23 protein-coding genes are annotated in these 24,295 nt (G+C 58.4%); 13 read left to right on the forward strand and 10 right to left on the reverse strand.

Annotated features, from left to right (window positions below; genetic code table 11):
* The 4 genes from EDC26_RS18895 (at nucleotide 1) to EDC26_RS18910 (ending at nucleotide 2,830) form a co-directional block, all read left to right on the forward strand.
* Nucleotides 1-885 (forward strand): DMT family transporter, encoded by an 885-nt coding sequence (locus EDC26_RS18895; protein ID WP_207915210.1) that lies wholly within the window; start codon nucleotides 1-3, stop codon nucleotides 883-885.
* 72 nt (nucleotides 886-957) lie between these two features.
* Nucleotides 958-1,764 (forward strand): peptidoglycan DD-metalloendopeptidase family protein, encoded by an 807-nt coding sequence (locus tag EDC26_RS18900; protein WP_243700980.1) that lies wholly within the window; start codon nucleotides 958-960, stop codon nucleotides 1,762-1,764.
* Between the two features lie 27 nt (nucleotides 1,765-1,791).
* Nucleotides 1,792-2,475, forward strand: a complete 684-nt coding sequence (locus EDC26_RS18905) for an AzlC family ABC transporter permease (RefSeq protein WP_132585847.1) — start codon at nucleotides 1,792-1,794, stop codon at nucleotides 2,473-2,475.
* Nucleotides 2,476-2,479: 4 nt separating this feature from the next.
* Nucleotides 2,480-2,830 carry an AzlD domain-containing protein gene (locus EDC26_RS18910; RefSeq protein ID WP_165931070.1) on the forward strand — a complete coding sequence of 117 codons (351 nt, stop codon included), beginning with the start codon at nucleotides 2,480-2,482 and terminating at the stop codon, nucleotides 2,828-2,830.
* On the opposite strand, the gene EDC26_RS18915 is transcribed toward EDC26_RS18910, so the two are convergent.
* The 6 genes from EDC26_RS18915 to xth form a co-directional block, all read right to left on the reverse strand.
* Nucleotides 2,814-5,087: a RelA/SpoT family protein gene (locus EDC26_RS18915; protein WP_132585853.1), complete on the reverse strand. Its 2,274-nt coding sequence runs from the start codon at nucleotides 5,085-5,087 to the stop codon at nucleotides 2,814-2,816. The two genes, EDC26_RS18910 and EDC26_RS18915, sit on opposite strands and share 17 nt — an antisense overlap.
* Nucleotides 5,088-5,104: 17 nt before the next feature.
* Nucleotides 5,105-5,308, reverse strand: a complete 204-nt coding sequence (gene rpoZ, locus EDC26_RS18920) for a DNA-directed RNA polymerase subunit omega (protein ID WP_132585856.1) — start codon at nucleotides 5,306-5,308, stop codon at nucleotides 5,105-5,107.
* A gap of 32 nt (nucleotides 5,309-5,340) precedes the next feature.
* Nucleotides 5,341-5,979 (reverse strand): guanylate kinase, encoded by a 639-nt coding sequence (gene gmk, locus EDC26_RS18925; protein WP_132585859.1) that lies wholly within the window; start codon nucleotides 5,977-5,979, stop codon nucleotides 5,341-5,343.
* A gap of 15 nt (nucleotides 5,980-5,994) precedes the next feature.
* Entirely contained in the window at nucleotides 5,995-6,318 is a 324-nt protein-coding gene (locus EDC26_RS18930) for a hypothetical protein (RefSeq protein ID WP_132585862.1), read from the reverse strand.
* Nucleotides 6,315-6,950, reverse strand: coding sequence for a class I SAM-dependent methyltransferase (locus EDC26_RS18935; RefSeq protein ID WP_132585865.1), 636 nt, complete (start codon nucleotides 6,948-6,950; stop codon nucleotides 6,315-6,317). The genes EDC26_RS18930 and EDC26_RS18935 overlap by 4 nt, the downstream gene beginning before the upstream one ends.
* A gap of 81 nt (nucleotides 6,951-7,031) precedes the next feature.
* Entirely contained in the window at nucleotides 7,032-7,832 is an 801-nt protein-coding gene (gene xth, locus EDC26_RS18940) for an exodeoxyribonuclease III (RefSeq protein ID WP_132585868.1), read from the reverse strand.
* 428 nt (nucleotides 7,833-8,260) lie between these two features.
* Here xth and EDC26_RS18945 point away from each other — a divergent pair, with 428 nt between their 5' ends.
* The 7 genes from EDC26_RS18945 (at nucleotide 8,261) to EDC26_RS18975 (ending at nucleotide 17,963) form a co-directional block, all read left to right on the forward strand.
* Nucleotides 8,261-9,448: an acetyl-CoA C-acyltransferase family protein gene (locus EDC26_RS18945; protein WP_132585871.1), complete on the forward strand. Its 1,188-nt coding sequence runs from the start codon at nucleotides 8,261-8,263 to the stop codon at nucleotides 9,446-9,448.
* Between the two features lie 5 nt (nucleotides 9,449-9,453).
* Nucleotides 9,454-10,245, forward strand: a complete 792-nt coding sequence (locus EDC26_RS18950; RefSeq protein WP_165931071.1) for a class I SAM-dependent methyltransferase — start codon at nucleotides 9,454-9,456, stop codon at nucleotides 10,243-10,245.
* Nucleotides 10,246-10,398: 153 nt separating this feature from the next.
* On the forward strand, nucleotides 10,399-11,598 hold the full coding sequence (locus EDC26_RS18955; RefSeq protein ID WP_132585877.1) for an efflux RND transporter periplasmic adaptor subunit: 1,200 nt from the start codon (nucleotides 10,399-10,401) through the stop codon (nucleotides 11,596-11,598).
* A gap of 41 nt (nucleotides 11,599-11,639) precedes the next feature.
* On the forward strand, nucleotides 11,640-14,840 hold the full coding sequence (locus EDC26_RS18960; protein ID WP_132585880.1) for an efflux RND transporter permease subunit: 3,201 nt from the start codon (nucleotides 11,640-11,642) through the stop codon (nucleotides 14,838-14,840).
* Nucleotides 14,837-16,354, forward strand: a complete 1,518-nt coding sequence (locus EDC26_RS18965; RefSeq protein ID WP_132585883.1) for an efflux transporter outer membrane subunit — start codon at nucleotides 14,837-14,839, stop codon at nucleotides 16,352-16,354. The genes EDC26_RS18960 and EDC26_RS18965 overlap by 4 nt, the downstream gene beginning before the upstream one ends.
* A 140-nt stretch (nucleotides 16,355-16,494) precedes the next feature.
* Entirely contained in the window at nucleotides 16,495-17,223 is a 729-nt protein-coding gene (locus EDC26_RS18970; RefSeq protein ID WP_132585886.1) for a pyridoxine 5'-phosphate synthase, read from the forward strand.
* Nucleotides 17,224-17,387: 164 nt separating this feature from the next.
* Nucleotides 17,388-17,963 (forward strand): nitroreductase family protein, encoded by a 576-nt coding sequence (locus EDC26_RS18975; protein ID WP_132585889.1) that lies wholly within the window; start codon nucleotides 17,388-17,390, stop codon nucleotides 17,961-17,963.
* A 545-nt stretch (nucleotides 17,964-18,508) separates the two neighbouring features.
* Here EDC26_RS18975 and cueR read toward each other — a convergent pair.
* Nucleotides 18,509-18,901, reverse strand: coding sequence for a Cu(I)-responsive transcriptional regulator (cueR, locus tag EDC26_RS18980; RefSeq protein WP_132585892.1), 393 nt, complete (start codon nucleotides 18,899-18,901; stop codon nucleotides 18,509-18,511).
* Nucleotides 18,898-21,183: a heavy metal translocating P-type ATPase gene (locus EDC26_RS18985; protein ID WP_132585895.1), complete on the reverse strand. Its 2,286-nt coding sequence runs from the start codon at nucleotides 21,181-21,183 to the stop codon at nucleotides 18,898-18,900. Before EDC26_RS18985 ends, cueR begins: the two co-directional genes overlap by 4 nt.
* A 218-nt stretch (nucleotides 21,184-21,401) precedes the next feature.
* On the opposite strand from EDC26_RS18985, the gene EDC26_RS18990 reads away from it, so the two are divergent.
* Nucleotides 21,402-21,605, forward strand: a complete 204-nt coding sequence (locus EDC26_RS18990; protein ID WP_132585898.1) for a heavy-metal-associated domain-containing protein — start codon at nucleotides 21,402-21,404, stop codon at nucleotides 21,603-21,605.
* Nucleotides 21,606-21,614: 9 nt separating this feature from the next.
* Nucleotides 21,615-23,039 carry a dihydrolipoyl dehydrogenase gene (locus EDC26_RS18995; protein ID WP_132585901.1) on the forward strand — a complete coding sequence of 475 codons (1,425 nt, stop codon included), beginning with the start codon at nucleotides 21,615-21,617 and terminating at the stop codon, nucleotides 23,037-23,039.
* Between the two features lie 112 nt (nucleotides 23,040-23,151).
* Here the strand turns inward: EDC26_RS18995 and EDC26_RS19000 are convergent, their stop codons facing one another.
* Together EDC26_RS19000 and EDC26_RS20255 are read right to left on the reverse strand one after the other, a co-directional pair.
* The gene (locus EDC26_RS19000; protein WP_243700983.1) at nucleotides 23,152-23,718 is read right to left on the reverse strand and encodes an SCO family protein; all 567 of its coding nucleotides are present in this window, start codon (nucleotides 23,716-23,718) and stop codon (nucleotides 23,152-23,154) included.
* Between the two features lie 326 nt (nucleotides 23,719-24,044).
* Nucleotides 24,045-24,295, reverse strand: a 251-nt coding sequence (locus EDC26_RS20255; protein WP_207915212.1) for a hypothetical protein, incomplete at its 5' end; no start/stop codon positions are given.

Consider the following 24,295-nt stretch of genomic DNA (forward strand, 5'->3'; position numbering starts at 1 on the left):
ATGCTGGTGCGCAAGGCAAATGCCGCCATGATTCTGTTGGCGGTATTGTTTGTCTTTATCTGGTCTACGGGCTTTATTGTCGGCAAGGCAATAGTGCCTTACGCCGACCCTACCCTGTTTTTGCTTGTTCGGGTGGTGATGGCTGCGTTGATGTTCTCGGGCATTGCGCTGTATGTCAAGGCACAGTGGCCCGCCCGCAGGGAAATTCCCAAGCACTTGCTGGCCGGCATGCTTTTGCAAGGGCTATATCTTTCGGGTACCTATTGGGCGATTGCCGGGGGGTTGCCCCCCGCGATCATGGCCTTGCTCGGCGCCCTGCAACCTATCCTGACGGCATTTTTGGCTATACCGGTGCTCAAGGAAATGCCTACGCGCCGGATATGGCTCGGCCTGATCTTGGGCTTGCTCGGGGTATTCCTTGTCATCGAGCCGGCGTTGGCGGTTGGCGGACATCACGGGTTTTCTGCCGGCGTGCTGCTGATCGCATTGCTCGCCATTGCTTCGATTACCGTTGGCACGGTGCTGCAAAAGACGTCCATTTCAAAGACCGATATACGTGTTTCAACGGCTCTGCAAAATGCAGGCGCGGTGCTGTTCACCGCGTTCTTCGTCTGGATCCTCGGCGAGCACAGATGGGAATGGTCGCCGCAATTGTGGGGCTCCTTGCTTTGGGCCGCGTTTGTGCTCTCCGGGGTGGGGACGTTTCTGCTGGTGTGGATTGTGCGGCGAGGGCAGGCCGCAACGGCGTCGTCGCTGATGTTTCTGGCGCCTCCGCTGGCCGCCGTGGAAGCTTACTTTATATTCGACGATCGCCTCGGGCCTATTCAACTGGTGGGCTTTGCGATAGCGATAGTCGGTGTAGTGGTGTGTAATAGTCGTCGTTGAACACAAAATCAAGAAGCAAAATATATGACCGCGGTTCGAATCCTTTGTTTATTGTGCACTTTGCTGTGTGCCATGCTGGCACCTGTTGCGGGGCAGGCCGAAGGGTTGATCAGCCAATCGTTGAATCATCCTGTTCCGGGTGGCGTTGCCGTATTGGCCCTGGGCCGCGATGCGGTCGCTCCCCGAGCGGTTTATCTCAAAAACAAGGTACTGGTGGTTCGCGACAGCGACGGGCAGTGGGTTGCTGTCGTGGGTATTGCGCTTAAAACTGCGGCGGGCCGCCAGGTCTTGCAGCTGCGGACGGGGCAAGGTGCTCGTGAATTGGGGTTTAATGTGGCTGCCAAAAAATACCGCGAGCAGCACATCGCTCTGAAAAACAAAAACATGGTCAACCCGGATCCCGAGCAGCTCAAACGCTTTGAGCGCGAATATCTGGCGCAGACGCATGCTTATGGAAGTTACCGAGACAGCGCGCCGAGCAATGTGTTGCTTGACCTTCCGGTGCACGGCCGGCTATCGAGCCCGTTTGGCCTGCGGCGCTTCTTCAATGGTGAAGAGCGTAGTCCTCATTCGGGCCTGGATTTCGCCGTACCCAGGGGAACGCCTGTCAAAGCGCCCGCCGATGGCGTGATTACGATCGTGGATGATTATTTTTTCAACGGCAATACGGTGTTCGTGGATCACGGGCAAGGGTTTATTACGATGTATTGTCATTTGTCGGCATTCAACGTCAAGTTGGGCCAGCACGTGCGGCGTGGCGATGTGATTGGCTATGTAGGTTCTACCGGCCGAGCGACAGGCCCGCATTTGCACTGGACCATAAGCCTGAACAATACGCGCGTCGATCCGGCAATATTTGCTCAGGCCTTCAAGCCGTAAGGGCGATGTTTTACCTGTGATGGACTTATGAATTTGCCTGCCTTTGTACAGGGATTGAGAGACAGCGTGTCGATTGCCGTGGGCTATATCCCGGTGGCGATTTCCTTTGGCCTGGCGGCGGTGCATGTTGGCTTGTCACCCATCACGACGATTTTGACGTCAATGCTGATTTACGCAGGCGCGAGTCAGTTCATTCTGGTGGGGCTGATCGCCACGGGCGGGTCTCTGGCGAGCATTGTCGGGATTATCCTGTTGATGAACTTGCGCCATATCTTTTATGGACCGGCGGTGCTGGCCAAACTGGGCGAGGCGAGCCGGCGTTTGCCCGTTGGCCTGCTGGCGGCGGGGCTGACCGACGAGGTTTTTGCCACAGCGATCGGCAAGCTGGGGCAACAGGCGCCTGCGGCGCGCGAATACTGGTATGCGGGGCTGCAGCTAGGCGCTTATTCGTCATGGGTATTGGGAACGGTCGTCGGTGCGTACTTTGGCCACGACTGGCTGTCTCAGTCTCCTGTGCTGTCCAAGGCTTTGGGTTTCGTGCTGCCTGCCTTGTTTTGCGCATTGCTGCTGGAGATCCGGAAAATAGTGCCGTTTCGTGTGCTGGTTGCGGCCGGCATAGCCACGCTGCTGGGTCTGGCCTTGTTGCCCGCGTACGGCGCGATTATTGCCGGCATGCTGGCCGGCGCCCTGTTCAGTGCAAGAAGGAGTTAAACGCTTGAACACGTTCACAGTGCTGTGGGTCATTGCCTTGAGCGCAGCGGGTACGTTTTTGATTCGCTATTTGCCGATGCGCTGGCAGGAAAAGGGCGCTGGCCAAGAATGGATGCGTGGCCCGGTAGGCCGCGCGCTGGATGCGATCGGCCCGGCGGCCATTGTTGCCCTGATTGTTGTCTCATGCGGATCCCTGCTGGGCACGCCTGTTTCTGTACGCGATGGCGTGGCGCTCGTATTGGGCCTTGTTGCGGTGGCGTTGGGCAAGAAAATCCTGCACAGCATTGCCGGGGCCACCCTGGCGGGAGTGCTGATTTACGGCTTGGTGGTTTGGGGCCTTAGCCTTTTACCCTGACGATTTTCTGCACCTGCGGCACGTGGCGTATGGCGCGGATGACTTGCGCCAAGTGTTTGCGGCTATCGACCTGCACCGTCAGATGCAGCAGGCCGGTGGCTGCGGCGTCGTCTTGCATGGTCAGATGCATGATGTTCGAGTCGGCATCCGTAATTTCAGCCGCCAGGCGTCCGAGCACACCGCGCTCGTTAATAACGGTTACGTCGAGGCGAGTGGTCAGGTGGCGCGCCGTGGTGGTATCCCACACGACCGGAATCCAGCGTTCGGGTTCGCGCGCCTGCTGGCGCTGTGCCACGGCGCATTCGGCCATGTGGACGACCAGGCCGTGCCCCAGGCGTATCCCGCCGATGATGGCATCGCCGGGCAAAGGGCCGCAGCATGGCGCCAGCTGTACCGCCTGACCTTCGTTGCCCTGGATAAGAATCGGGGCGTTTGCGGTAGACGTAATTTCGTCGACGGCCGCCGCCGTGGTGGCCAGGATGGCGTTTTCGGGAGCAAAGCGGCGGGCGACCACGGCCGCCAGGCGCTTGCCCAGCCCGATGTCGGCCAGAATTTCGTCGCGGGACCCGGCCCCCGAGCTTTTGGCGAGCTTGTCCCACTCGGGGTCGCTTTGGTCCGGATGAGGCAAATGAAGTTGGTCGAACGCCTGATTGAGCAGGCGTTGACCAAAAGCCACCGACTCTTCATATTTAACGGTACGCAGGTAATGGCGGATTTCCGAACGTGCGCGGCCGGTGCGCACGTAATTGAGCCACTGTGCGCTTGGGCGTGAGGCGGGCGAGGTGATGATCTCGACGGCATCGCCGCTTTTGAGTTCGGTGCGCAAGGGCGTGAATTCGCCATTGATTTTACAGGCGACAGCCTGATTGCCGATATCGGTGTGTATGGAGTAGGCGAAGTCGACCGGTGTGGCGCCGCGTGGCAGCGAAAGGATTTTGCCCTGAGGGGTAAAAACGTACACGGCGTCGGGGAACAGGTCGACCTTGACGTGCTCCAGAAATTCACCCGAATCGCCGGTCTGGCTTTGTATGTCCAGCAAGGACTGCAGCCATTGATGGGTTTTTTTCTGCAGATCGTTCAGGGTGGCGTCGTCTTCTTTGTAGAGCCAATGCGAGGCGACTCCTTCTTCGGCTACATGGTCCATGTCGCGTGTGCGAAACTGAAACTCAACCGGCGTTCCGTACGGGCCGACCAGTGTGGTATGCAGGGATTGGTAGCCGTTGATCTTGGGTATGGCTATGTAGTCCTTGAATTTTCCGGGAACCGGCCGGTATAGCTGATGCAAGGTGCCCAGCGATAAATAGCATTCGGGCAAGGTGTGTACGATGACTCGAAATCCGTAAATGTCGAGCACGTCGGAAAACGACTTTTTTTGCTCGGCCATTTTGGTGTAGATGCTATAGAGCGATTTCTCGCGCCCGCTCACCTCGGCTTCGATACCGGCGGCGGGCAACGCCACCTTGACCGCATCGGTGATCTTCCCCAGCACCTCGCGGCGATTGCCGCGTGCGCCCATCATGGCCTTGTGCAAAACGGCATAGCGGTTGGGGTAGATGGCGTGAAAGCACAGATCCTGCATTTCGCGAAACAGCGCATTCAGGCCCAGACGATGTGCAATGGGCGTGTAGATGTCCAGAGTTTCGCGCGCCACTCTGCGCCGTTTTTCGAGATTGACGGCGTCCAGCGTGCGCATATTGTGCAGCCGGTCGGCAAGCTTGATAAGAATCACGCGTACGTCGCGCGCCATGGCCAGCAGCATCTTGCGAAAGCTTTCGGCTTGTTGCTCGGCTTTGGTTTCGAATTCGAGCCTGTCCAACTTCGAGAGGCCATCGACGATTTCGGCGACATCGGCGCCAAAACGTTCGGCCAGCTCTTGTTTGGCGACATCCTGGTCTTCCATGACGTCGTGCAACAAGGCGGCCATGAGCGACTCGGTGTCCAGCTTCCAGCCCGCGCAGATCTCGGTGACGGCAATGGGATGGGAGATGTAGGGCTCGCCGCTGGCGCGGAACTGGCCCAGATGAGCCTGATCTGAAAAACGGTAGGCTTCTCTGACCCGTTCGACTTCTTTGGAGTCGAGGTATTGACTGATGATCCGGTTAAGCGGCGCCAGCGAGGCGATGGTATTGGCGGGGGCTGCCTCCGGACTCGGTGTTTGCGCCGGACGCGCCGCCGGCTTGCGTCTGTGCAGACGCGAACCTTTTTTTAGTACTGCCAGCAGCCCAGACGAAGCACCTCGAAGACCAGAAAACGCCATGAGCTTGCTCGATTTGCTTAGGTTGGCACCTTGCGCAACATTTCGACACCGGTCACGCCTGCCGCAATTTCGCGCAGTGCAGTAACGGTAGGTTTGTCTTTGCTGTCCAGACGGGCTTCGTGACCTTGGGCGAGTTCGCGCGCGCGGTACGTGGCCGCCAGGGTAAGGTTGAAGCGGTTGGGGATTTGTTCGAGACAGTCTTCGACCGTAATGCGAGCCATAAATAGCCTATAAAAACAATGGGTTAATTATTTCAGGAAGGCGTGCTGCTGATGCCTAGCTGAGAGAAAAGGTGGGCGTTGCGCGCCGCTTGCGTTGCATATCGTAAACGGGTCGCCGCCACGATCTGTGCCAGCTGCGATATGGCGACGCTAAATTCTTGATTAATAATAACATATTGGAACTCGGAGACATGCGACATTTCGCTGCCTGCGGCCAGCAGACGGCGGGAAATGACCTGTGGCGCATCTTGCCCGCGGGCGTATAAACGCGCCTCCAGCGCTTCGATCGAGGGCGGCAGGATAAAAATCCCTATGGCCTCGGGGAAATGCTGCCGAATTTGCCGTGCGCCTTGCCAATCTATTTCGAGCAGAACATCCAGCCCTTGCGCAATGGCCTGCTCAATGCGGTCACGTGGCGTGCCGTAAAAGTTGCCATGCACCTCGGCCCACTCCAGCAGTGCCTGATTGTCGCGCATGCGGATAAATTCGTCTTTGTCGACAAAACGGTAATGTTCGTTTTCTTTTTCACCGGGCCGTGGCGGACGCGTGGTGCAGGAAATCGAAAGCATTACCGCAGAATCTTGAGCCAGCAAGGCGTTGACCAGGCTGGATTTGCCCGCGCCGCTCGGGGCCACCACCATAAAGATATTGCCGTAATAATTGGATGCCATGACGATCGATCTGTATTAATTCAAAAGCCCGTACTGCCCCAGTTCTTCGAGCGTTGCGGTATAGGCGGCCTGATCCTGGCACAGAAAAACGGCGCCATCGTTCAGGTTCATGTTGAAGGTGATTTCTTCAACCTGCTCGTGGGCGTCGTCAGCCCGGGCGACGGCGGCGACATGCAGGTCGCCGCTGGCTTCGAACTGTTCTTGAGGAACGAAATCGGCTACCCGGTTTATGTCGGGTTCGCTGATGACCACATAGGCTTTGAACTGCAGTTCTTCCATTGTGACATCGAGGATGATGCCTTCCTTCAAGGTGCCGATGATGTGGCTGGACGGGTTCATGGAGCGGAGTGGGGCAGTGTGGGTTCGCTAAATGAGAATGTGGTGATGTTGGCCGGAGGCAGATTGGCCCATACCATTTTCGAACAGGTATGTTTGGGTGTTAGGTAGTGGCGCCATTTGGGCGTGCGCAAGTGGTAACTGAACTGGATCGCCACACCGTTTTCACGTAAAAGTGTTTGCCACTGCTGCAAGATCAGCTGGGTCAACGGGTCGGGCAGGGAACATAGAGGCAGGCTGGATACGATGGCTTTTATCTTCCGGCCGGGGGGAACCAGTTGGCAAAGATCGGCCGCGTTGCCATGAACGATGTTGACGTCGGAAAAACGTTCGCGCAGGCGCCGCACGAAAGGGCGGGAATATTCGACCACCATCAGGTTTTTCGGCGCTATGCCTTGATCGAGCAGCGCTTGGGTGATGACCCCGGTGCCTCCGCCCAGCTCAATGACCAGGCCGTCGGTATCGCGCGGCACTTGCTGCGCCATGCGCCGGGCCAGGTAGCGCGAACTGGGGCATATTGCCCCTATCGATCCTGGCTGGGTGAAAAGCTCTTGTATGAAAATCCCTGGGGCAATGTTCTTGATATATTCGTTTAGACGTTGGGCACGTTCGAAACGCAGAACTCGATGCATCATACAGCTCTATCCTGTTTTTGGTTAGCCTAAGATTAACAGAGCCTTGGCTTGGACCCGCATGGCCTAATTGTAATTCCATTTTTAATTCGGAGGTATCGAAACATCGATATTCAGGGTGGCAATGACCGGGGCATGGTCGGAGGGTCGTTCGTTGGCGCGTGGCGTCTTGTCGATGATGCAGGCCGTACAGTGCGGCTTCAAGGATTGCGAGAGCAGAACGTGATCGATGCGCACCCCGGCATTGCGGCGAAATGAAAATTGCCGGTAATCCCACCAGCTGAACGATTTTTCTTCCTGCGTGAATTGGCGAAAGGCATCCGCCAGCCCCAGGTCGAGCAAGGCATTGAATGCGGCCCGCTCGGCGTCCGACACGAGGACTTCACCTTCCCATTTGACGGGGTCGTGCACATCTTCGTCTTTAGGTGCCACGTTGTAATCGCCCAAAATCGCCAGATGCGGATAGCGTTGCATTTCATTAGCCAGCCAAAGCCGCAGCGCGTTGAACCACTTGAGCTTGTATTCATATTTTTCGCTGCCTACGGACTGTCCGTTTGGGCAATAGGCGCTGATAACGCGCACGTCGCCAATGGCGCTGGGCAAGGTAACGGCCAGGATGCGCTGCTGATGATCGTCGAAATCGGGAATATTGCGCTGAACCTGGGTGGCGGGCAGGCGCGATACGATCGCCACTCCGTTATAGGTTTTCTGGCCGGCCCACTGTGCCTGGTACCCCAATTCGGAGAACGCATCCAGCGGAAATTTGTCGTCGGGAATTTTCAGTTCCTGCAGACAAAGCACGTCCACCGGATGGTCCCCAAGCCAGTCCAGCACTTGCGGCAAACGGACGTTTAGCGAATTGATGTTCCAGGTGGCTAATTTCACGGTAGGGGCTTTTTGTGGGAATAGGTTGAAAATTGGCGCTTGTCGAGGGCGCCGGCGTGCTGCATGGCGTGGTGGCACGTACAAGGGCGCGTCCCTTGGTATTGTAGATACCAGTCCCTTAGAGATACCAGTCCTATTGTAGATACCAATTCGATTGTCAGGGTAGTTTCATCGACAGGACACCATGCTGCATAGCGTTCCGACCGGCATCTGTAGCGACAGGCCTTGTGCCTGTCATCGATGCAAGATGCCGTTTCATGGCTAGGATTTTGCCACCCACAAGGGGTGGCGCTACATAACGTTCCGGCCGGCATCTGTAGCGCGTTCCGGCCGGCATCTGTAGCGGCACCCCTTGTGGGTGCCATGTCAGACTCGCCTCAGTTATGATTGAACCGATTGCCGGACGGTTGTTTATCGGGAGAATGACAATGGAAGAGGTTTTTGTAGTAGGCGCGTGTCGTACCGCTGTGGGTGATTTTGGCGGCGGGCTTAAAGAAGTGGCTCCTTGCGAATTGGGCGCCGCTGTACTTAAGGCCGTGCTTGCGCGCACACAAGTCGCGGGCGACGAGGTCGGCCACGTGGTGTTTGGTCACGTTATCAATACCGAGCCGCGCGATATGTATTTGTCGCGCGTGGCGGCCATTAACGCCGGTATTGCCCAGGCAACGCCCGCGTTCAATGTCAATCGTTTGTGCGGCTCGGGTCTGCAGGCCATCATTTCAGCGGCACAGGCCCTTTATCTGGGAGACGCGGATATCGCCATCGGCGCCGGGGCCGAAAGCATGAGCCGCGCGCCGTATGTGTCGCAGGGACAGCGCTGGGGCGTGCGCATGGGCGATAGCGCGCTGATCGATATGATGACGGGTGCCTTGTCCGACCCCTTTGACAAGATGCATATGGGCGTTACGGCCGAGAATGTGGCACAAAAATATTCGATCTCTCGCGCCGATCAGGATGCGCTGGCGCTGACCTCGCATCAACGCGCTGAGGCCGCCATCAAGGCCGGTTATTTCGCCGATCAGATCGTGCCTATCGTTCAAAAAACACGTAAAGGCGAGGTTGTTTTCAAGCAGGATGAGCATGTGCGGGTGGGTGCCACAGCGGATAATTTTTCTTCGCTGCGGCCTGTTTTTGCCAAAGAAAACGGTACGGTCACCGCCGGCAACGCGTCCGGATTGAATGACGGCGCGGCCGCCGTTCTGCTCATGAACGGCCGCGCGGTTCAGGCGCGTCGCGCCCAGCCCATGGCGCGGCTGGTGGCCTATGCCCATGCGGGCGTCGATCCAAAATATATGGGCATAGGCCCTGTGCCGGCAACCCGGCTGGCCCTGAAAAAGGCCGGCTTGAGCGTCGATCAAATGGACGTGATCGAAGCGAATGAAGCCTTTGCCGCGCAAGCGTGCGCCGTAGCCAAAGAACTGGGCTTCGATCCCGCCAAGGTCAATCCCAACGGCAGCGGCATCAGCCTGGGGCATCCCATCGGCGCCACAGGCGCGGTAATCACAGTCAAGGCCTTGCACGAGTTGCAGCGCATCAAAGGGCGTTACGCGCTAGTGACGATGTGCATCGGCGGAGGGCAGGGCATTGCCGCTATTTTCGAGCGTGTGCAGGGTTGAGCCATATGGGTGAATACGCTTCAGGCGCGGTACTACCGTGGCCGGCCTATGTGCCGCCGGGGTGCGATGAGCCTACGATGTCCGAGTCGGATGGGGTGCGTTACCTGCACTTTGGCACAGAGTGGATACAGGGCGCCATGCGGGTGGCCAGGCCGTCTGAATTGGTGCTTGCCTATACGCAGCAAATGATGGCGTGGTTGCTGTTTCTGGAACCGCCTCGGGACAGTTTCATTGGGATACTGGGCCTGGGCGCCGGCTCGCTGTTGCGCTATACCTTGAAGCATATGCCCGGTTCGGTCGTGGTGGCCGAATGGAATCCGCGTGTGACCCATATCTGCCGCGCGTATTTCCGCCTGCCCGAGTCGGCGCGCTTGCATATTGATCACGACGATGCGGCGGTTTGGGTGAAGAGGCGCGAGCATCTGGGGCGCTATTTATGCCTGATGGTCGATCTTTACGATGCGCAGGCCCAAGGCCCGGTGCGCGAGTCCCTGGGCTTTTACCGCGACTGCTATCGGGCGCTTGACGAGGTGGGCATTCTGGCGGTGAATTTATTCGGCAATCATGAGAGCTTTCCGCGCAATCTGGCCAACATCAGCAAAGCTTTCAAGGGGCGGGTGCTTGAACTGCCTGAAATCGACGAAGGCAACCGTGTGGTGCTGGCCTTCAAAGGCCCTGGGCTGAACGTGACGGTTCAACAGTTCCTTGATCGTGCGCAAGCCGTCGAGTCCGGCTATGGCCTGCCGGCCCGACGTTGGGCCAAATCGCTGCTCGCGCAAGGGATGCCTGCGCTATAGCATTGAAAGTTCGGCTATTGTTTCCCAAATTGCTATCAAATCAGGCTAATTTAAGTTCTATTAAAACTTGTTTCGCTTTATACTCGGCGTTTACAAAAATCGAGGCCGCTACCGTCGTGGCTATAGGGCATGGCGAGTGTGGGAGTGTTACATATGCCGATAGCGTATCCGTTTGCGTGCCGAAAAGCCCGCATTGCTTTTTTTGTGTCTGTGCTGCTACTGACTGCCTGCAGTCAAAAGCCCAATCAGCAGGCAGGCGAGATGAAAGTTCCTGTGAGCGTTGTAACGGTTGAACCGGCACGCACATCTATCCTGACCGAGTTGCCGGGGCGTGTCGAAGCGATCAAGGATGCGCAAATCCTGGCACGGGTCTCAGGCATCGTCACCAAGGTGGATTTCACGCAAGGCAGCGATGTCAAGCAGGGCCAGCTTCTGTTCACCATCGATCCTGCACCGTATCGCGCCGCGCGCGACCAGGCGGCAGCGCAGTTGCAGCAAGCTCAGGCCAATATGCGCAGCGCAAATTTGCTGGCGCAACGCTATTCCAAGTTGATCAAGGAGAATGCGGTCAGCCGTCAGGACTACGATAATGCCCAAGCAGCGGCGGGCCAGGCCGTAGCCGCTGTGGCGGCTGCTCGCGCGGCGCTTGAGTCCGCCGACATTAATCTGGGCTACACCAAAGTGGTTTCGCCTATAGATGGTCGCACAGGCAAGTCGCTGGTGACGGAAGGCGCTTTGGTCAGCGCCACCGCCGCTACGCCATTGGCCACCGTACAACAGATTGATCGTGTCTACGTTGATTTCACTCGATCCACCACCGAACTGGCCGCATTGCGCCGGGCATTGGCTGATGGAGATTTGCAGCAGGCCGATCCCAATACAGCAAAGGCCGAAGTGATCCTCGATGATGGTTCGCAATTCAAGCAGCCCGGCAAGCTGTTATTTTCCGGCATTACGGTTGATCCCACCACCGGTCAGGTCAATTTGCGCGCCGAGTTTCCAAACCCGGATCAAATTCTTTTGCCTGGCATGTACGTTCGGGTGCGGATCGAGCAGGGGGTTGATCAAAAGGCCTTGTTAGTGCCGCAACAGGCCCTGCAGCGCACCGCCGATGGTTTAAGCAGCCTTTATGTAGTGAAAGACGGCAAGGTCGCGCTGGTTGCCGTGCAAGTGGGGCCACTAGTCGGTGGCAAGTCGGTGATCGACCGGGGCTTGAAGGCAGGCGATGTGGTGGTGGTCGAGGGGTTTCAGAAGATTCGGCCGGGGGCCTCTGTGCAGGCCGCGCCATGGAAAGGCGGCCAGCCGGTCGCAGCCGCTAAAACTCCATCTCCCAAGCCTGCAGCAAAAGGCTAAAAGAGAATGCCCGCGTCCATTACCGCCTAGAGTGATTGCTCATGCCACAGTTTTTTATTGACAGACCAATTTTTGCCTGGGTTGTTGCGTTGGCAATCGCCTTGGCCGGATTATTGGCCATCCCCAATATGCCGGTCGCGCAGTATCCCGAGGTGGCGCCCCCGGTCATCAAGATCACCGCTACCTATCCCGGCGCGTCAGCCCAGGATGTGGCCAATTCGGTTTCCAGCATTATCGAAAACCAACTGAACGGGGCCAAGGGTTTGTTGTACTACGAGTCGGTCAGCGACTCGTATGGCCAGTCGAACATTTCAGTCACTTTTGCGCCCGGCACCAATCCCGATCTGGCTCAGGTCGATGTGCAAAACCGCGTCTCCAATGTTACGGCAAAGCTTCCGGCGGCCGTGGTGCAGCAAGGGTTGCAAGTCACTAAAAGCAATACCGGATTTCTGATGGTGGTGACCGTGTCTTCCAAAGACGGCTCGCTCGATGAGACCGCTTTGGCCGACTATGTGACGCGCAATCTGCAGAACCCTATTTCGCGGGTTCCCGGCGTGGGCCAGTTTCAGTTGTTTGCAGCGCCGCGCGCCATGCGTATCTGGGTCGATCCGGACAAGCTGGCCGGCTACAACCTGAGCATGGCCGATGTCAAGGCGGCCATCACTCGCCAGAACGTTCTGGTGTCGGGCGGCATTATCGGCTCGCCGCCCAATCCGGATGCGCAACGCGTGGCCGCGCCTATTGTGGTCAATGGCCAGTTATCCACCGTCAAGGATTTTGGCAAGATCATATTGCGCTCCAATGTGGACGGTTCAAGCGTGCGTCTCTCCGATGTGGCCCGGGTTGAGGTCGGCTCGGACAGCTATCAGCTTGGCGCGCGTTTGAATGGCAAGCCTACTGCCGGATTTGCCCTTTCGCTTTCGCCCAATGCCAATGCCTTGTCTACCGCGGTGGGCGTGAAGGCCGAACTGAAATTATTATCCAAGCAGTTTCCGAGCAATATCAGCTACGCCATTCCCTACGACACGACACCTTACGTGCAGCTTTCGATTGAGCAAGTGGTGCATACCCTCTTAGAGGCGATGGTGCTGGTGTTCGTGGTGATGTTCCTGTTTTTGCAGAATGTGCGCTATACGCTGATCCCGGCGCTGGTTGTGCCGGTCGCGATGCTGGGTGCTTTTGCCGTCATGCTGGCTTTGGGCTTTACAATCAATGTGCTGACGATGTTCGCCATGGTGCTGGCGATCGGGATTTTGGTCGATGATGCCATTGTGGTGGTCGAAAATGTCGAGCGCATCATGGTCGAAGAGGGTCTTCCGCCCAAGGAGGCGACCAGAAAGGCCATGCCGCAGATCACGGGCGCGATCATCGGCATTACCCTGGTCTTGTCCACGGTGTTTTTGCCGCTGGCCTTTATGGGCGGCTCGGTAGGGGTCATTTATCGCCAGTTCTCGGTGGCCATGGCGGTCTCCATTCTGTTTTCGGCCTTTCTGGCGCTATCGTTTACGCCGGCTCTGTGCGCGACGTTACTTAAACCCATCCCCAAAGGCCATCACGAAAGCAAGAAAGGGTTTTTCGGTTGGTTCAATCGCGGCTTCGAGCGCACGACCGACAAATACCAGGGCTGGGTGCGACGCAGCCTGCACAGGGGCTGGCGCATGATGCTGATTTACCTGGTACTGCTGGCCGGACTTGGTTGGTTGTACCTGCGTTTGCCGGCATCTTTTCTGCCTATAGAAGATCAGGGCTATATAGTCGCCAATATCGAGTTGCCGGCCGGCGCGACGGCCAATCGCACGATCGAGGTTTTGGAAAAGGTGGAAGCCTATTTCAAGAAGCAGCCCCAGATGCAGAATATTGTTGCTGTGCAAGGCTTCAGCTTCAACGGCAACGGCTTGAACGCCGCGATTGTGTTTGTGCCGCTGAAAGACTTTTCCCAGCGCAAAGGGGCGGCCAATTCGGCCCAGGCCGTCGCCGCCCGCGCGACCCAGAATCTCTTGTTTGGTTTGCCCGACGCCATGGTGTTTGCGGTGGTGCCGCCTGCCATCCCGTCTTTGGGCAATGCCTCGGGTTTCGACATGAGGCTGGAAGATCGTGGAAGCATGGGGCATGACGCGCTGATGGCGGCAACCCAGCAATTGTTGGCGATGGCCATGAAAAGCCCGGTACTGGCGCAAACCCGCATTACCGGTTTGGGGCCTGGTCCGCAGCTTAGCTTGACCATCGATCGCGACAAGGCGGCGGCGTTGGGCGTCGATTTCAGCGAAGCCGCCGGTCTGATCTCAACGGCGATAGGCTCCTCGTATGCCGGCCAGTTTCCCAACATGGGCTGGACGCAAAACGTTTGGGTGCAGGCGGGCGAGGGGCATCGCATGAACGTTGACGACATCATGAAGCTCAACGCCCGAAACAGCCAGGGTGGGATGGTGCCCTTGTCATCTTTTGTGACGGCCAAGTGGTCTCAGGGCCCTGTGCAGGTGGTGCGCTACAACAGCTATGAATCGGTGCGCATAGGAGGGTCTGCGGGGCCGGGGTATTCCACCGGCCAGGCCATGACCGAAATGGAGCAGTTGGTGGCCAAGCTGCCACCGGGCTTCGGCTACGAATGGACGGGTTTGTCCTACCAGGAAATCCAGGCGGGCAGTCAAACAAGTATTTTGCTGGGGCTGGCCATGCTGGTCGTGTTCATGGTGTTGGCGGCGCTGTACGAAAGCTGGGCGATACCCTTGTCGGTCATACTGGCTGTGCCGTTGGGCATGCTGGGGGCCGTCGCCATGATCTTTGCCATGGGCATGTCCAGCGATGTGTATTTTCAGGTGGGCATGGTGACTGTCATTGGGCTGGCCGCGAAAAACGCGATCCTGATCGTGGAGTTCGCCAAGGACATGTATGCGGAAGGAGGCAGCATTTACGATGCCACGGTCGAGGCCGCGCGGTTGCGATTCCGGCCTATTCTCATGACATCGTTTGCGTTTATTCTGGGCGTGCTGCCGCTGGCGATTGCCACAGGGGCGGGCGCAGCCAGCCAGAACGCGGTGGGCTTGGGCGTATTGGGCGGCATGCTTGCGGCAACCCCGTTGGCGGTGTTGTTCGTGCCTACCTTTTTCGTGGTGGTTTTAGGCTGGTTCAAGGTCAAACCCAAAGTAATAGGCACGCACCATGCGCCCCATGTGGCGCCGCATGTCGATAACGGTACTAATCAAATGGAGTCCCATCCTTCTGCGGAAGGGGATAAAGCATGAGTTCACGCGTTCTTCGATCCACGATGGCGCCGGGCCTGTTGGTCTTGGCCTTGGCGGGCTGCTCGTTGGCGCCTCGCTATGAGCGGCCCGCGGCGCCGGTTCCGCAGCAGTATCCGGACCAGTCGGCGTCGGCCCGTGAGCAGGGCGGCTTGAGTGCGCAGGCGGTTGCTCCCGCTGTGACGAAGACGGCTGATCTGGGCTGGCGCCAGTTCTTTCGCGATCCTCGCCTGGTCGCCTTGATTGGCATTGCACTGGACAACAATCGCGATATGCGTATTGCGGCCCAGCGGGTCCTGGAGGCTCGTGCCCAATATGGCATTCAGGACAGCAATCGCCTGCCTACTCTGGGTATAGGTGCAAACGGGCAGATTCAAAGAAACCCTGTCAACCTGCGCTCCAATGGGGCCGATAGCGTCAGCCGCTATTACCAGGCTGGTTTGGGCACCACGGCGTTTACGCTGGATTTCTTTGGCCGGCTCAAGAATCTGAGCCAGGCCGCGTATCAGCAATATCTGGCGAGCGAGCAGGCGCAGCGCACCGTTCATATCACCCTGATCGCGCAGGTGGCGGGCGCGTATTTCAATTTACGCGCCGCAGAGCAACAATCGGATCTTCTACAAAAAACGCTGGCCTCGCGCCGGCAAACCTTTAATTTGGTGCAGTCGCAATTTAAAGCGGGAATTGCCTCGACGCTGGATCTCAATCAGGCGCAAAGCCTGCTTGATTCCGCGCGGGCCGATCAGGCTGCGGTAGTCCGTAGCCGGTCGCGGGCGCGAAACGCGTTGCAATTGTTGGTGGGTGAATCCATCCCCGACGATCTGCCCCAAGGCGCTGTGTTTGGCAAAGATCAACTGCTGGTCGCTATCCCCGTGGGGCTGCCTTCAGATTTGCTGGAGCGCCGGCCCGATATTATGGAGGCCGAAAACAATTTGCGGGCGGCCAACGCCAACATTGGGGCGGCCCGTGCCGCATTTTTCCCAAGTATTTCGATCACGGGTTTGCTGGGTTTTGCCAGTCCGGCGCTAGGTGGCTTGTTTCAGTCGGGCCAGCGCTTTTGGTCGTTTACACCGCAACTCACTCAGCCGCTGTTTGCGGGCGGCGTGAGCGGCGGGTTGGACCTGGCCAAAGCCAGCCAAAAAGAGGCCGTTGCTCAATACGAAAAGACCATACAAACGGCGTTCCGGGAAGTTGCCGACGCATTGGCCGGCGAAGCTACCTATACCCACCAGCTTGACGCGCTGCGTTCGTTGGAGCAGTCCAACCTGCAAACGCTCAAGCTTTCCCAGTTGCGTTATACCAGCGGTGTCGACAGCTTCTTGCAGGTGCAAACGGCCGAGGTGGGTCTTTACACCGCGCAGCTTTCTTTCCTGCAGACCGGCCTGGATTCGCTGGTCAACCGGGTCGCCCTTTATCAGGCCCTGGGTGGTGGCTGGCTGGAAAATAGCGCGGGCGTGTCTGCGACGTCTGGCGCGTCGCCTGTGACGGCTGCGGCGGCGTCGGACAAGGTGCAATAGGCCTTGCCGGCGGTTGTTGGGGAATCGCACCCGCGAATAATGTAGCGGCACCCCTTGTGGGTGCCATTTTAATCCCCGCCCCCATAGCGCGATAAAATGAGGCCTCTCCCCGCATTGCATCGGCAAAAGGTTTTGTGAAAATGATTGAACTTGGTGTGAACATCGACCATGTGGCCACCTTGCGCCAGCAGCGCATGACGGCCTATCCGGATCCGGTTGAGGCGGCTGTGCGTGCCGAGGAGGCGGGTGCCGACCTGATCACTTTGCATTTACGTGAGGATCGGCGGCATATCCAGGATGCCGACGTATGGGCCATTCGTCCCAAGTTGCGCACGCGCATGAATCTGGAGTGTGCCATCACGCCCGAAATGCTGGACATCGCCTGCAAGCTGCGGCCCGACGATGTGTGTCTGGTGCCGGAAAAGCGCGTCGAGCTGACGACCGAGGGTGGGCTGGATGTCGTCGCGCATTTTGAATCGACCCGGCAGGCGGTGAGCCAGTTGCATGACGCCGGCATACGGGTGTCTTTGTTCATCGATCCCGATGCGGCACAAATCGATGCCGCGACGCGCGCCGGCGCAACGGTTATTGAGCTTCACACAGGGGCATATGCCGATGCGCGCGATAATGATCGGCGTGCAGGCGAGTTTGACCGTCTGCGGGCCGGCATTGCGCAAGGGATCGGTCTGGGCTTGCGTGTCAATGCGGGCCACGGCTTGCATTACGGCAACGCGCAATTCATTGCCGCGTTGCCGGGCGTGTCCGAGCTCAACATTGGTCACGCCATTGTGGCCCGCGCCATTTTTGATGGCTGGGAAAAAGCGGTGCGCGACATGAAGGCTATTTTAGTAGCCGCCCAGCGGCCTTGATATGTTGGTGGCACCCACAAGGGGTGCCGCTACATGTGTTGATGGCACCACAAGGGCTACAGACGCACACGCCGTTGATGTAGCGGCACCCCTTGTGGGTGCCACCCATCTGATTTAAATGAAATGATGCACGTCATTTTTAGTTTATCGCCTTAAGGATTTTAATGTCTGTCGCACCAATTGATTATTTGATGTCGCGCCGTTCCGTAAAGTTTGTACGGGCTCCCGGGCCTGACGATGCGCAGTTGGCGCAAATATTGCAGGCGGGCATGTCGGCGCCCGACCATGGGCGCCTGCGGCCCTGGCGGTTTGCGCTGATTCGGGGAGCTGCGATTGAGCGTGTGGCCGACCTGGCCGTCAATGCCGCCCGCACCGCCGGCATGCCTTTCACGGCGGAAAAAGAAGCGAGGACGAGGCAATGGCTGGCCGAGGTGCCGCTACTCATGGGTGTAGCCTGCCGGCTGGATCATTCCAATACCAAGATCCCCGAGCACGAGCGCATGCTGGCTACGGGCGCGGCCGTTACTCAAATGTTGAATGCTGCGCACATGATGGGTTTTGGAGCCTATTGGAGCACGGGCCTGGGCACCTATCTTGACGAGGTCAATGAGGCGCTGGGTTTTGACGGGCTGGATTATCGCTTTATGGGCTATGTGGCCATAGGTACACCCATACAAGAAGCCCCTGCGCCCGAACGCCCCGACTACCGGCAGTTTGTAAGCGAGTGGACCGGCATTTGAGGGCGGTTTGGCCACTGGAGCATTTTTGGCCCAATGGTATCCAGCAGGGGATGTTTTCGTATTTGGCTGGACGTTTGGGTATCTGAAGGCGCCGTCTATGGGGGCCGGGGCGGGGCCGGCACGGCGTGCTTGATCCGGATCTGCCTCGTCCAGGCGGGCGTCGGGCCAAACTCGCTACGCCGCTGTCGCGGCTACGCTCAAACATGGCCCGCCGACAGCCCCCGCCTTCCCTTCGTCAGCATCCGGCGCACGCCTTACGCCGGCCCCGCCCCGGCCCCCATAGACGGCTCGCGTTACGGGATGCCTAGAACTCACTGGCCCGCAGCCTGTCTCTGTCGCGTCGCCCGCAGCCTGCCTCTGTCATGCTGTCCGTAGGCCTTCATCGACCCACCCCTCGCCCTGCGGCGTCTTAATAGAATGATCTCCACCCAAAACGGCTCAAAAAAAGCGCGACACAAAACGCGTTCAGTTCCGTAAACACGTCAACCGAAAAAGCCTTGAATGCGAATCGAGCTGGAAATTGCGTTTGCCGGTTCTAAGCATTTTCAAGCCAAGCGGTCGAGACTGTCGAGAATAGGACAGTCGGGCCGTTTGTCGCCATGACAATGGTCGGCCAGATTCTTCAGCGTAGCGGCCATCTCCTGCAGTTCGGTCGCCTTGCGTTCGAGTTCGGCGATGTGTTCATTGGTCAATCGCTTCACTTCGGCACTGGCGCGCGACTTGTCGCGCCACAAGGCCATCAGGGTATCGATCTGCTTGAGCGAAAACCCCAGATCACGCGCCCGGCGTATGAAGCGCAGCGCATGCAGGTCGCGCTCGTGATAGACGCGGTACCCTGACTCAGTACGCTGGCTGGTATCGAGCAAGCGGATACTTTCGTAGTAGCGGATCATTTTGGCGGAGATGCCCGTCTGAGCGGCGGCCTGTCCAATATTCATGATGTGTGGACTCGATTCGAGGGATTGAAGCGTTTCAGGCGTAGCGCGTTGCCCACCACGAAGATACTTGATAAAGCCATGGCGGCAGCGCCCAACACAGGCGAGAGCAGGATCCCGTAGCTGGGGTACAGGGCTCCGGCGGCCAGCGGGATAAGCGCCACGTTGTAGGCGAAGGCCCAAAACAGGTTCTGCCGAATATTGCGCAGGGTGGCCACAGACAGACTAATGGCCGTTGGAACGGTCCGCAAATCTTCGGCCATCAGGACCACGGAAGCCGATTCGATGGCTACGTCGGTGCCGGTGCCTATCGCAATGCCTACATCGGCGAACGCCAGCGCGGGAGCATCATTGATGCCGTCTCCTACATAGGCCAAGGTGCCATATCGGCGTTTCAGCGCCTGTAGCACCGCAACCTTGTTTTCCGGCAAGGTTTCGGCGTGAACCTCGGCCACGCCCAGTTGCAGCGCGACGGCTTGGGCGGTTCTGGCGTTGTCGCCGGTAATCATGACGGTCCTGATGCCCAGTTGCTCCAGCTTTTGCACCGTGGCGTGAGCGCTTTGCCTGATTTGGTCTGCGACGGCGAAGACGCCTGCCAGTGTGCCGTCGCGTGCGATGTAAGTGGGCGACTTGCCGGCCATGCCAAGGTGGGCAGCGACGGATTCAAAACGGTCCAGCGCGATACCGGACTGTTGCATTAACCGGGCGGAGCCCAGCACATAGTGGTGGTTGTTTGTGTCGGCTTGCACGCCGGCTCCGGAAATGGCTTTAAATCCGGTTGCCAATGATAAGCCCAGGTTTTTCTGTTTTGCCGCCTGCGTGATCGCAAGCGCGATAGGGTGCTCGGAAAGAGCCTGTATCGAGGCTATGTCGGCCAGCGTTGCATCGTGGTCCAGCTCGGGCGCCAGGTGCAGGTCGGTCAGCGCGGGTTTGCCGACGGTGAGCGTTCCGGTTTTGTCGAATGCAATCACCCTGGCGTCTTTCAAGGTTTGCAGGGCCTGGCCTTGTCGAAACAAAATACCCATGTCGGCGGCGCGACCCGTGGCTACCATGATGGACGTGGGAGTTGCCAGGCCCATCGCGCAAGGACAGGCGATGATCAGCACTGCCACGGCATTGATGAGCGCGTAGGAAAGCGATGGACTGGGTCCGGTGATTAGCCATAGCAGGAAAGTGCCCAGTGCGATCAGAATGACGGCGGGCACGAACCAGGCGGTGATCCGGTCAACAATATCCTGTATGGGCAGCTTGCTGCCTTGCGCTTCTTCCACCATGCGTATGATGCGCGCCAATACGGTGTCTGCGCCCAGATGCCGTATTTGCACGGTAAAGCTGCCCGATGCGTTGAGCGTGCCGCCTGCGACCTGGTCGCCTGCTTCTTTAAGCACTGCGGCCGATTCGCCCGTTAGCATGGATTCGTCCACGTAAGAGCGGCCGGTTGTAATGGTTCCATCGACGGGGATTTTTTCGCCCGGGCGAACCAGCACGATGTCGCCAATTTTCAGGGTGTCTATCGGCACGTCGATCCATTGTTCGTCGCGTTGCAATCGGGCGGTTCTGGGTTGCAGGCCGATCAGGCGCTTGATGGCCGAGCCGGTCTTGCCTCGGGCTCGCGCTTCAAGATAGCGGCCAAGTAATATCAGCGTGACAATCACAGCGGCGGCTTCGTAATACAGATGGACGGATCCAGGCGGCAGCCATTGCGGCGCAAAGGTTGAAATCGTGGAATACAACCATGCGCTGCCCGCTCCCAGGGCAACCAGGGTGTTCATGTCCGGATTCAGATGGAAGGCTGCCTTGAGTCCGTGGGTAAAAAAAGAGCGGCCCGGGATTGCCAGGGCGAGCGTGGCCAGGACAAACTGCAGATAGGCGATATTCTGGGCCCCAAGCGTTCGCAGCAGGTAGTGATGGAATGGCGCAATGACGTGGCTGCCCATTTCGATGATAAAAATGGGCAAGGTCAGACACACGGCCAGGATAAAGGCGGTTTTGAGTGCCCGCTCATCCTTGGCTTTCCTGGCGGCCTGCTCAGTGTCCTGCGTCTGGCTGGCAGCCTTGAATTCGTGAGCGGTGTAGCCTCGCTGTTGCACGGCCGCCAGCAGGCTTTCGAGGGCGACCGGAGCGCCAAGGCTGACGCGGGCGCGTTCGGTCGCAAGATTTACCTGCGCCTGCGCCACTCCGGGCACGGCCGAGAGCGCCTGTTCGACACGGCGCACGCAGGAAGCGCAGGTCATGCCGTCTATGGACAGGTCGATGTGTCCGGGCAGGGCGGATGAGGCATTCATGAGGGTTTTGTCGGATGGTTTCGATATGACACAGTATTAACCTTAACCTTATGGTAATGTCAAGCCTCACCATGTGTTGTAGCGGCAGCCCTTGTGGCTGCCATCATCCGCAGTGTTCCAATACGACAATCTGGCCGATACGACTGCCGAGGCTTGACCTTCCAATCGTGGTAAAGTTTACACTACAGGCTCAAACGCTTGAAATGGCAGAGGCAGAGATGAAAATCGAATTTGTAGTGCCGGACATGACTTGCGGTCATTGCGTTAAAACCATAACGACGGCCGTGCATGAAGTGGCGCCGGGTGTGCCGGTGTCGGCGGTGACGGAAACCCATCGTGTCATCGTTGACGGTGTCAATGATGCCGCGGCGATCGAGGCCGCTATCGTCGCGGCGGGCTACACCCCTCAGCTTATGGCCTAAGGCAATAGTATGAAGAATCTTAAAGTAGACGTCGCGATCATTGGTGCCGGAACGGCAGGCTTGGGAGCTTATAGGGCTGTCAAGGCAGCGGGGCTGGGCGCCGTGATTATCGAGGGCGGTCCGTATGGCACGACCTGCGCCCGCGTGGGTTGCATGCCGTCCAAACTGTTGATTGCCGCTGCCGAGGCGGCTCATTCGGCCGCGCATACCGCGCCCTTTGGCGTTCATGTCGAAGGCCCCATACGCGTTGATGGCGCCGAAGTCATGGATCGCGTCAAGCGCGAGCGCGATCGGTTTGTGGGTTTTGTACTCGATAGCGTCGACGGTCTTCCCCAAGAGGACAAAATTCGCGGCTATGCCCGGTTTCTGTCCGACACCACCTTGCAGGTCGACGACCACACCCGCATCGAGGCGTCCAGAGTCGTGATCGCGACGGGTTCGACGCCGGTCGTGCCTGACAGCTATAAAGCGCTGGGCGACCGGCTGATCGTGAATGACGATGTGTTTTATTGGGACGACCTGCCGCGCCGCGTCTTGGTGGTTGGGCCGGGCGTTATCGGTCTGGAACTGGGGCAAGCGCTGGCGCGCCTGGGTGTACATGTGCGTTTGCTGGGGCGCAGCGCCAGCCTGGGTGGTTTGAGCGATCCGGAGGTCAAGGCGAGCGCCTTGGCGGCTTTTCAGGCTGAATTTTCAGTTTCGCTCAATACACGCATCGTATCGGCGGCGCGTGATGGCGACGAGGTGGAGGTGCGCTGGGCCGATGCCGATGGGCGCGAGAGTCTGGAGCGCTTCGATTACCTGCTGATGGCGGCTGGCCGCCGTCCGAACCTGGATCATCTGCAGCTTGAGAATACCTCTGTGGTTTTAGATGAAACGGGCTTGCCGCATTTTGATCGGCGGACTTTGCAATTGGGCGCCTCGCCTATATTTATAGCGGGCGACGTGGACGGCGAACTGCTGTTTTTGCATGAAGCCGCCGACGAGGGTCGTATTGCCGGCGAAAACGCCGCCCGATATCCGAAGGTCCAGCCGGGGCGGCGCCGCGCGCCGCTGGCTGTCGTATTTACCGATCCACAGATTGCCCAGGTTGGCGTGCATTTCAAAGGCTTGCCAACATCGGGCGTGGTGTTTGGCGAGGTCGATTTTGCCAACCAGGGGCGCTCGCGGGTGATGTTGAAAAACCGTGGCAAGCTGCGTGTTTATGCGGATCAGTACAACGGCCGGTTTTTAGGCGCCGAAATGGCAGGACCCAGCATTGAGCATATTGCCCATTTGCTGTCCTGGGCGGTGCAGCAGGAAATGACGGTACCCAAAATGCTGGAAATGCCGTTTTACCACCCAGTGGTTGAAGAGGGCCTGCGCACGGCGCTGCGGCAGGCCGCGAGCCAGTTGACGCTGGCCCGAGAGCCATTGCAGCGGGTCAAGAGCGCATAAGTGCGGTAGATACAGTTGTTAATGATTTATGGCACCCACAAGGGGTGCTGCTACAAAAACGTGATCGTGAATAACGTAGCGGCACCCCTTGTGGGTGCCATAAATCCGCCAACTATTTACCATTTTTCGCCAACAACGCCTTCACGCTTTGCGTCAGCGTATCGACCGACTCGGTATCGGGGGCGAGCAGTTCAGCGTGGCCTTGCTTGTCGAAGATATACACGCCGCGGCTGTGAGCGACTTCGTAGTCTTTGCTTTTCGGGTTCTTGGGTTTTTCGATTTGATAGGCGACCCGATAGCGCCGCGCGACGTCCGCCACTTGTTTTTCCGTGCCGGTCAGCCCGATGGCGTTCTTGTCAAAGGCATTGACATAGGCTTGCAGCGCGTCGGGCGTGTCCCGGTGCGGATCGACGCTGATGAACAGAATCTGCGCGTCCGGAGCCTGCACGCCCAGGTTTTTCACGACTTGCGCCAATTGCACCATGGTCGTGGGACAGATGTCGGGGCAACTGGCATAGCCGAAAAACAGCAATACCGTTTTCCCTTTGAAGGTATCTTGCGTAACGGTCTTGCCGCCGGCGCCTTCAAGGGTGAAGCGCAGGTCGGGCAGGAAGCCGCGTACATTGTGGATGGTGCTTTGGGCCTGAGCGAGGCTGGCAAAGCCCAGCATGGTTGCCATGACAAAGCCGGCCAGAAGGCGGGTGTTCCAGAACTTCATTGGATTCTCGAGAAATCCCGGCGCTCGGGCCGGGATGGGATGGATGGGGCGCGCATGTGGCAGCCACGAGGGCCACTTCTACGGCAATTATAATCCGGGCCGGCCATGCCGCTGACGGTAGAACATGTAGCGGCAGCCCTTGTGGCTGCCATGTTTGCTAAACGGGGTGCAGGTTATTGCGCCGATGGCAGCCACAAGGGCTGCCGCTACATAACGTCCCGGTTGGATTTATAGATACCGCCTTGTTCGTCAACGATTTGGCTGCTATAAGACCTACCGCAGCAAAATCATCGATGATCAAATCGCTGATCATACTGAATGGAGCGTCGTGGGCGCTTGAGCTGGGGCGGGCGATTCGGGCACGCCGCGCGCAGGGCCTGGTTCGGGGAGGCAAGGCGTGCGCTGTTTGAGCGCCATGGGTGCGCACAGCATGCTGTGCGCGGCGCGAGTTCGCACGCCGCCCCGAACCAGGTTCTGCGCGCGGGAAGTTCTGGCGCAGCCAGAACCGTGTCCGTCAGAGCCCGAACCAGCTTAAGCG

Origin of the sequence: Paralcaligenes ureilyticus (genome assembly GCF_004346225.1) — a bacterium.
In the GTDB taxonomy this organism is placed as follows: Bacteria; Pseudomonadota; Gammaproteobacteria; order Burkholderiales; family Burkholderiaceae_B; genus Paralcaligenes; species Paralcaligenes ureilyticus.

Excerpts from the sequence above, each read along its gene's own strand:
- EDC26_RS18915 (WP_132585853.1), bottom strand. The coding sequence starts at position 5,087 with ATGGCGTTTTCTGGTCTTCGAGGTGCTTCGTCTGGGCTGCTGGCAGTA.
- EDC26_RS18935 (WP_132585865.1), bottom strand. The coding sequence starts at position 6,950 with ATGATGCATCGAGTTCTGCGTTTCGAACGTGCCCAACGTCTAAACGAA.
- EDC26_RS18900 (WP_243700980.1), top strand. The coding sequence starts at position 958 with ATGCTGGCACCTGTTGCGGGGCAGGCCGAAGGGTTGATCAGCCAATCG.
- EDC26_RS18945 (WP_132585871.1), top strand. The coding sequence starts at position 8,261 with ATGGAAGAGGTTTTTGTAGTAGGCGCGTGTCGTACCGCTGTGGGTGAT.
- EDC26_RS18985 (WP_132585895.1), bottom strand. The coding sequence starts at position 21,183 with ATGAATGCCTCATCCGCCCTGCCCGGACACATCGACCTGTCCATAGAC.
- EDC26_RS19000 (WP_243700983.1), bottom strand. The coding sequence starts at position 23,718 with ATGGCAACCATGCTGGGCTTTGCCAGCCTCGCTCAGGCCCAAAGCACC.
- EDC26_RS18905 (WP_132585847.1), top strand. The coding sequence starts at position 1,792 with ATGAATTTGCCTGCCTTTGTACAGGGATTGAGAGACAGCGTGTCGATT.
- rpoZ (WP_132585856.1), bottom strand. The coding sequence starts at position 5,308 with ATGGCTCGCATTACGGTCGAAGACTGTCTCGAACAAATCCCCAACCGC.
- EDC26_RS18975 (WP_132585889.1), top strand. The coding sequence starts at position 17,388 with ATGTCTGTCGCACCAATTGATTATTTGATGTCGCGCCGTTCCGTAAAG.
- EDC26_RS18895 (WP_207915210.1), top strand. The coding sequence starts at position 1 with ATGCTGGTGCGCAAGGCAAATGCCGCCATGATTCTGTTGGCGGTATTG.
- EDC26_RS18955 (WP_132585877.1), top strand. The coding sequence starts at position 10,399 with ATGCCGATAGCGTATCCGTTTGCGTGCCGAAAAGCCCGCATTGCTTTT.
- EDC26_RS18970 (WP_132585886.1), top strand. The coding sequence starts at position 16,495 with ATGATTGAACTTGGTGTGAACATCGACCATGTGGCCACCTTGCGCCAG.
- gmk (WP_132585859.1), bottom strand. The coding sequence starts at position 5,979 with ATGGCATCCAATTATTACGGCAATATCTTTATGGTGGTGGCCCCGAGC.
- EDC26_RS18995 (WP_132585901.1), top strand. The coding sequence starts at position 21,615 with ATGAAGAATCTTAAAGTAGACGTCGCGATCATTGGTGCCGGAACGGCA.
- EDC26_RS18930 (WP_132585862.1), bottom strand. The coding sequence starts at position 6,318 with ATGAACCCGTCCAGCCACATCATCGGCACCTTGAAGGAAGGCATCATC.
- EDC26_RS18960 (WP_132585880.1), top strand. The coding sequence starts at position 11,640 with ATGCCACAGTTTTTTATTGACAGACCAATTTTTGCCTGGGTTGTTGCG.
- EDC26_RS18950 (WP_165931071.1), top strand. The coding sequence starts at position 9,454 with ATGGGTGAATACGCTTCAGGCGCGGTACTACCGTGGCCGGCCTATGTG.
- EDC26_RS18965 (WP_132585883.1), top strand. The coding sequence starts at position 14,837 with ATGAGTTCACGCGTTCTTCGATCCACGATGGCGCCGGGCCTGTTGGTC.
- cueR (WP_132585892.1), bottom strand. The coding sequence starts at position 18,901 with ATGAATATTGGACAGGCCGCCGCTCAGACGGGCATCTCCGCCAAAATG.
- EDC26_RS18990 (WP_132585898.1), top strand. The coding sequence starts at position 21,402 with ATGAAAATCGAATTTGTAGTGCCGGACATGACTTGCGGTCATTGCGTT.